6 protein-coding genes are annotated in these 8,313 nt (G+C 35.9%); all 6 read right to left on the reverse strand.

Features of this window, described 5'->3' with window-relative positions:
• Positions 1-674: DUF6708 domain-containing protein (locus GQ589_RS10965; protein WP_160426162.1), on the reverse strand; the 674-nt coding region annotated here is incomplete at its 3' end.
• A 26-nt stretch (positions 675-700) separates the two neighbouring features.
• Positions 701-1,525 (reverse strand): DUF6708 domain-containing protein, encoded by an 825-nt coding sequence (locus GQ589_RS10970; RefSeq protein ID WP_160426164.1) that lies wholly within the window; start codon positions 1,523-1,525, stop codon positions 701-703.
• Positions 1,526-1,551: 26 nt separating this feature from the next.
• Positions 1,552-2,376: a DUF6708 domain-containing protein gene (locus GQ589_RS10975; protein WP_160426166.1), complete on the reverse strand. Its 825-nt coding sequence runs from the start codon at positions 2,374-2,376 to the stop codon at positions 1,552-1,554.
• Between the two features lie 26 nt (positions 2,377-2,402).
• Positions 2,403-3,224 carry a DUF6708 domain-containing protein gene (locus GQ589_RS10980; protein ID WP_160426168.1) on the reverse strand — a complete coding sequence of 274 codons (822 nt, stop codon included), beginning with the start codon at positions 3,222-3,224 and terminating at the stop codon, positions 2,403-2,405.
• 16 nt (positions 3,225-3,240) lie between these two features.
• Positions 3,241-7,185 (reverse strand): toxin VasX, encoded by a 3,945-nt coding sequence (locus tag GQ589_RS10985; protein WP_160426170.1) that lies wholly within the window; start codon positions 7,183-7,185, stop codon positions 3,241-3,243.
• Positions 7,186-7,214: 29 nt separating this feature from the next.
• Positions 7,215-8,144: a hypothetical protein gene (locus tag GQ589_RS10990; protein WP_160411810.1), complete on the reverse strand. Its 930-nt coding sequence runs from the start codon at positions 8,142-8,144 to the stop codon at positions 7,215-7,217.
• Positions 8,145-8,313: the final 169 nt, after the last annotated feature.

An 8,313-nucleotide genomic window follows, 5' to 3' on the forward strand; every position in this document is an offset into this window, starting at 1 on the left:
ATATTGGCAACATCACAAAAAAACATAAAACTATTGATCCAACCCCAAACAAATGTGCTCCCTGCGCCAGCTCGGGCAGGATCTAGCATAATATGATCAATCACTTGATGCGTGCCGGGTTGGCACACCATTAATACCGTTGAAGTTAGGGCATTACGTGACATATTATGAATAATAACGCCATGCAAGTCATCCCAATCATACTCTTTGATACGGCGTTTTTTCGGTTGTAAAAATACCGCAGGGTGCCGTAATACTTTAAAGTTAAAAAAGTAACTTTCGTTAACATAGACTTTACCCGTTTTACGGTTAAATATAATGGGGCTGCCACGGCGCGAGAACAAATTTAGATAGAGTTCCGGAATTAGAACATACATACCTAAACAACTTGCAATAAATCCAACTATAATTATCATTAAAGTAAAGAGTTTAATTGTAGGATTATCATATTCTGTTATTAACCAAAGAAAACTAAAAATAGAGCCAGTTCCAAAGATAAAACCAATAATATACCAACAAGCATTAAAAATTTGATCATTGTGATCCTGACGAATAAAGGCACAGTAGTTATTATTGGCATAGCTTAAGCGATCGTCATGCAGGGGCACTAAACGTGGGCCTTTATCTAGATCACCAAACCAACCAAAGATTTGTGGGCGGTATTTTGATGGCATTGTTTTATTCCCTATCTTAAATTTTATTATTTTACATGATGCCGTTGTTTAATTTCCGCAAGCTCTTCTTGTGATGTGGCATTAAACGCTTCAACCATCCATTCTGGCCAGCCTTGACCGTCAATCCTATGGGCTTTAAATTCCACTTCTTGATCTGATTTATATTCACCGTCATCGATATTGGCTGATTTATAAAACACCATAAAACTATTGATCCAACCCCAAACAAATGTACTCCCTGCGCCTGCCCGAATAGGATCTAACATAATATGATCAATCACTTGATGCGTGCCCGGTTGGCACACCATTAATACCGTTGAAGTTAGGGCATTACGTGACATATTATGAATAATAACGCCATGCAAGTCATCCCAGTTATACTCCTTTATTCGGCGTTTTTTCGGTTGCAAAAATACCGCAGGGTGCCGTAATACTTTAAAGTTAAAAAAGTAACTTTCGTTAACATAGACTTTACCCGTTTTACGGTTAAATATAATGGGACTGCCACGCCAAGAAAAAGCATTTTGATAGAGTTCTGGAAGTGCATATGAATAGATAACAAATGAAACTAATAACATGCCAACTAATACTATAAAGAAAACCTTCCATTCAGATTTTTTTAGTAATATTGAAAAAAAACCAAAACTAAAGAAGATTAATACCATAAACATTAAAATTAATGATATAGATAAACACAAATAAAAAATTTGATCTGAGGAAACCTTACGAATAAAGGCACAGTAGTTATTATTGGCATAGCTTAAGCGACGATCATGCAGGGGCACACTATAAGGGCCTTTATCTAGATCACCAAACCAACCAAAGATTTGTGGGCGGTATTTTGATGGCATTGTTTTATTCCCTATCTTAAATTTTATTATTTTACATGATGCCGTTGTTTAATTTCCGCAAGCTCTTCTTGTGATGTGGCATTAAACGCTTCAACCATCCATTCTGGCCAGCCTTGACCGTCAATCCTATGGGCTTTAAATTCCGCTTCTTGATCTGATTTATATTCACCGTCATCGATATTGGCAGATTTATAATACACCATAAAACTATTGATCCACCCCCAAACAAATGTGCTCCCTGCGCCGGCTCGAATAGGATCTAACATAATATGATCAATCACTTGATGCGTGCCCGGTTGGCACACCATTAACACGGTCGAGGTTAAGGCATTACGCGACATATTATGAATAACAACACCATGCAAATCATCCCAATCATACTCTTTTATACGGCGTTTTTTCGGTTGTAAAAATACCGCAGGGTGCCGTAATACCTTAAAGTTAAAAAAGTAACTTTCGTTAACATAGACTTTACCCGTTTTACGGTTAAATATAATGGGGCTGCCAAGACGGGAGAAAGCATTCTGGTAAAATTCAGGAATGGATAGATATAAAGCGGTACAACAGGTAATAAAGCCACCAACTCCTATAAAACAAAGCATGCTACCGCTATCAGGATGATCATAATCCATAATAAATGTACAAGATCCGACTATTAATATACTTCCCAAAATAATAGCAACAAAATAAATGCAAGCATAAAAAATCTGATCATTGAGATCCTGACGAATAAAGGCACAATAGTTATTATTGGCATAGCTTAAGCGACGATCATGCAGGGGCACACTATAAGGGCCTTTATCTAGATCACCAAACCAACCAAAGATTTGTGGGCGGTATTTTGATGGCATTGTTTTATTCCCTATCTTAAATTTTATTATTTTACATGATGCCGTTGTTTAATTTCCGCAAGCTCTTCTTGTGATGTGGCATTAAACGCTTCAACCATCCATTCTGGCCAGCCTTGACCGTCAATCCTATGGGCTTTAAATTCCGCTTCTTGATCTGATTTATATTCACCGTCATCGATATTGGCAGATTTATAATACACCATAAAACTATTGATCCACCCCCAAACAAATGTACTCCCTGCGCCAGCTCGGGCAGGATCTAACATAATATGATCAATCACTTGATGCGTGCCCGGTTGGCACACCATTAATACGGTCGAGGTTAGGGCATTACGTGACATATTATGAATAATAACGCCATGCAAGTCATCCCAGTTATACTCCTTTATTCGGCGTTTTTTCGGTTGTAAAAATACCGCAGGGTGCCGTAATACTTTAAAGTTAAAAAAGTCACTTTCGTTAACATAGACTTTACCCGTTTTACGGTTAAATATAATGGGGCTACCACGATGGGAAAATAAATTCTGATAGATTTCTGGAATAACAAGATACATAGCAATAAAGCATAAAATAACACCACTTAAGGCAACTAAAAATATGTTAGTTTCTAAAATTGGGTTACATAAATAAGTTAATATAGATAATAGAACTACTGCAATGAATAAAAGAATAACAGCAATAATGTAAATACATAAATAAAAAATTTGATCTGAGGAAACCTTACGAATAAAGGCACAGTAGTTATTATTGGCATAGCTTAAGCGATGATCATGCAGGGGCACACTATAAGGGCCTTTATCTAAATCCCCAAACCAACCAAAGATTTGTGGGCGGTATTTTGATGGCATTTTATTCTCCTTTTATTTATTCATCGTGAAATTGGTCGTTGCTTCGATTTATGATGAGTGGGATTTCATCATCATCTTGTGCATTGGAGGTAATATTGATTTGATAGCTACTGACTAGATCATAAGCAAAGGTGCCCGCTACCCAAGTTATCACCGTTAGGTCACTCTCTGGCTGATTAGGATCGGGGTTCTTCACTTCAAATTTTTCAATATTGGTAAAATTAGATTGCCATACCGCTTTGCCTTGAGTTAGATTTTTAAAGGTTTTCGCTTCATAATGCTTGATAAAGTCGTTTTTATCGGTGGTGACATACTCTGTAATTTTTAAGGTTTCTTTGTCTTTATCTTCGTTTAGGTGGATTGGGGAATGCGCCTCTTCTGAGTCTTTATTTACCCCTGTTAAACTAATACTAAAGCGAGATTCAATCATATCCTCATCGCTTTGTCCATTTTTACCAACTAATTTAACCGAAGCCTGTAACGGTTTTTGGGCAATGGTAGTGCAGTTTGGGTATGTTAAATAAAAATAGAGGTGACGATGATATAACTTCATTCCATTATAAAAACTTGGTTTTTTAAAGATAATAAAGGTTTCAATGCCCGACAAGGCAACCAAATAATCATTTACCGAATGACCAAAACCGACAAATGTCTTTTGCTCTTCGTGATAGGCATCATACCCCAAAAAAGCAAACTCTTTTTGCACTCCAAAATAACAACGGTTTAACCAGTGATCGATAGGAGTAAAATTATCGTATTTTTTGCTATATGCAATTAAATATAAACCCCATAATGATAATACAACACCCAACCCTATCAAAAAGCCTGAACTGGCTAATAAAAATATAGCACTAGCACCCAATAATACAGCTCCACCAACTCTAGCAATAAAATAACTTTTATCCTCCATATTCCACATTCCCAACGCACTTTTTAACTCCCCTAAGGCTTCAAAAATAGTTATGGCAGCAAAAGCTTTGGCTACGGTTTTAGAAATCAAGGTGTTTAATGTCAGTTTCGCTTCGATTTCGGGTACTAATGTCGTTGCAACCCGCGATCGCATGGCTTTGACTAACTGCATTTTTAATTTTATGTCACGGTATATAGCAACGCTATCGGTACTTAATAATGCTAACGAACCTAAGTCGATCGCTAATTGGCGTATTTTATTATCTTGGCTTTCGCCTTCTTTAACAGTGTTCCACTCTTTTAGGTTATCGTAAATATTTATCATGGTGATAACGCCCGTTATTGCATTAGCGCCATAACCAAATTTAGCTGCTTTAGCACTTTGACGGGTTATTTTTACTTGTTTATGAGTTGATATCTTTTCCTCAATTTTTGCTTTTTCCATTTCGCTTTGATTCATTGCTTCGGTTTCGCGGTTTATCTCGCGCTCTTTGATTTTGTCTTCCCTTTTCTTTTCGTTCGATTCGTTGATCGCTTCGTCGTTGCTGGATTTTTGTTGATTGACTTTGTCAATTTTATCTTGTAATACGGTAGTACGGTTGACTAATGAAACATAATCCGCCATTTTTTCCATTAAAAAGTTTTTAAAATCATAAGGGTTAAATATCCCTTTATTTTTTAGAAAATTGACAACTAGCGATTTACTTGCCTCATCAGGAAAGCAAAGCGTAAATTTAAACTTTTTGGTCGTTGGTTTTTTTGACCCGACTTCATATTTTGGATCGGTGACATCAAATTTTTCTAAAAACGCCACTTCTTGATTAGTTAAACTGTTTTCACGGAAAAAACTCCCTTGTAATTGGGTTAATAATGCGTAAACCTGTCGAATTTTATCTTGCCTAACTAGCATAGAAAACTCAACGGGATGCCCGCCCAAATCACCCAAATAAGAGAGCGTATCAAGCAGTTTTAAACGTGGTTTAATCGGTTGGTGTTGTTTATTGGTTTTTAATGCAGTGTATTTTTTTAGTGAGAGTTGATGCAGGTATCGATCTTTACCTACATTGACCATAGGGGTATTTGCCATTTCGGCAAGTTTGCTGTCAATCGATGCCAAAAACTCTTTTAATTGTTTGAGCTCTTTAATTTTTTGATCCCTTATTTTTTGTAGCTTGCTATGCTCTTGTGGATTATATTGTCGATTTTTGTTTAGCTCTTCTTGTTTGGCATTAATTTCTTTTTGTTTTTTTTCAATATCCTGCTCAACACGCTCTTTTTCCTTTTGCAGTTCTTTTTCTTTATTTGTTTGCGTTTTTTCGGCCTTTTGCGCTTGATGTGTATTATAAGCGGAAGCAAAACCCGTTGATTTTTCGATAATATCACGCCATTTTACCAGAGTATCTGTGTCTAAATCGATAAATGCTGGTGCATCAAGATCAATCCCTTGGTTATTTTTATGCTCTATCACATAAAAAATACTGGCAGGGTTACTTAATAGCTCGTCCCATAGTGCGCTATCTTCTTCAAAGCACACTTCTGCATGGGTTGAATCAATCAGGATTTGGGTAATTTCTTTTATATGAGTGAGCGAACTTGTATCGTTTGAAAAATCAAACTCTTTCTGCCAAAAATGATTTTGATTAAAAGAATTCGGTTTTATTTTGCTGTATTTCGAGACAAATTGCGCATCACCAAATAACCAACGAACATAGGTAAAATAGTCTTGTGACCACTCTTTATAATATTGAGTTATTTCTTTAAATTCGGTTTCTAATTCACCTTTAAATTTCTCAACTTCACCATGATTAATATTCTGGTTTATTTTTTCAATTTTTTTTGCCTTTTCTGACTCAGTGTCTTTAATCTCATATTCAACTTTTCGTAAAAATTCATCACCCGAGTCATAGGCAGCTTTGATATTTTTTAGGTATTCATAGTGTTCTTGTAACCGTGCAATTTCGGTGTCATAAGCATCTTCAACTGAAGTTCGATAATTCTCCATTAACTGTAAAATCGTGCGCTTTTTAAACATATCAGCATGATAATACTTAAACAGGCGTTTTAACGTAGGATTAACACGGTTATACATCTGTTCACCACGCTGTTGATAGACTTTGGCTTCGTCACCATCAAAAGGTGCTAATGGTTTGGCTTTTTTGGGTGTATCACTGCAAAAAATATGTAACTCTGATACCCGTTGCGAGTTAAGCTCTTCGGCGATACCTAAGGTGTCTTCTAGCACAACACCACAGGATATTGGTCTATCCTCCCGAAATATGGAACTAGCGTAATTTGCAAACTTTTGTTTTTGTTTTTTTAAGCTAGTAAAAGGATGTGCAGATTTAAAATGACTCAAACCTTGGTCACCAAAACGAAATTCTAACACTTTGCTTTTATCACTATCATCATTTTTATGACTATAACCAAAAATATCCGTAAACGGTACGGCTCGTTGACCCGTTGCTTTAGACGGTGAGTCTTTGAGTTTTGGTATATCAATTTTGGTAAAACGCGATAACACATTGCTATCCTTTTCTTTTAGGTAATTATCAATGGTTTTTTGGGGCCAAGGTTGTGAAGAATAAGCCACCCATGCATAAGTACAATCTAATTGAAGATGAATAAACGATGCCGGAATAGTGTGACAAGCACCTTTACATGCTTTTGATATTGGTCTTGGCTGGGTATTGGTCAGTTCATGGAAGCTTTTTAAACGTAGTGTGCCATTAATGCATTCATACGCATGGAGTATTCGGCTATTGATATCATCCCCTTGTTGTTGCATCACATAAACATAGCCGTTACGCAAGGTACGAAGCACATAGTCATAATATTCTAATGCTTCATCAGGCATACGGTTTTTTAAATCTAAGGTTTTAGTATAATCTGCCAGTTCTTGATAAGTGCTGGGAACATTTTTAATTTTATTAAATTTTGTTTTTATCACGGCTTGACGCAGTAAAAAGACTGGTAATCCTAATCGTTCACAGGCAAGGCAAAAACCCGCTGCTTCATCTTTATTTTCTATTGCAATATTTGCTGTTTTTTTCATGTTGCACTCTTTAATGCTTGTCTTATTTGTTATTCGTTAATAGAAAGTGATTGGCTTTCAAGGTTAATATTGGCGTCAATAACGTGTTTTGATAATGTACTCGGTTCTTCTTGTGCTTTAGCTATTTGCTCAAGTACTTTAGGATGTTTAGTAAAAGCAGTTTGGTATCTTAAGCCATTTAATCCCCAAAATAAGATATCGGTAGCCTCAGTTAAACCTAATTGATAAGCTTGCTCAACCAGTTGCGTTGATTGCAAAATAACTTGATTATTGAGTGGTAAACTTTTTTGCTCATCAAATTGCATTCGATTATTTGCCCATACATTAACAAGCGCTCGAATCATTCTGAAGTTTTTTAAACGCTGACAGTAACGAATACTCCAACTATCTTGCGTTTCGACTTCATTATCGACGATAAAGCGGATAAATTGGCCAGCATAAATTGACGGATAATAATAGTTTTCAATTTGAGTAAATTGCGATTTTAACCATGCGTTGTCTTCGTTTGTTGCAATTTCATGTAAAAATTGCATACGAAACGGTTCAAAAAAAGGATAATAAGGCTGATGCAATATTTTAGCGATATTATTACCAATAGTTATCAGGTGTTTTGCTAATATCGACGGTTTAAGGTGACTAACAATATAAGCACAAATATAGCGCTTTGACCAAAAACATTCGATTTTAGCTTGCTTACCAACTTCATCAAGGATCGGACTGTCTAAAAATTCATTTGGTTCTGCAAGTTTAACCAGTGTTGGGCATATGCTTGGATCATAATCTAAATCGGTGCGTAATACTTGAGTGAGTTTCTTTTCACCAAATTGTTTATCTTCACCAAACAGATTCAATAATGAATCGTAAGATAATGGGCTTATTGAATTAAGTGCCACTAAATTATCTACTAGTAAATAGCGATATTTGTTAAAGTTATTTTTGTTATTTAATTCAGTAATCATTATTAAGCCTTTTCTGCACAACGTTTAATAGTCAGTTCGCTTGATTTTAATTGAATGGTTCTGGTTTTATTTGCTGGCCCCATTTTCTGCAATACATTACACTTAAGATAGATATTATCCTGTGTACCCAGTTCGATACCTTCGCTGCTGATTTTGATATAAGAGCCAC

The organism is Gilliamella sp. Pas-s27 (assembly GCF_009795865.1).
Taxonomy (GTDB): Bacteria; Pseudomonadota; Gammaproteobacteria; order Enterobacterales; family Orbaceae; genus Gilliamella.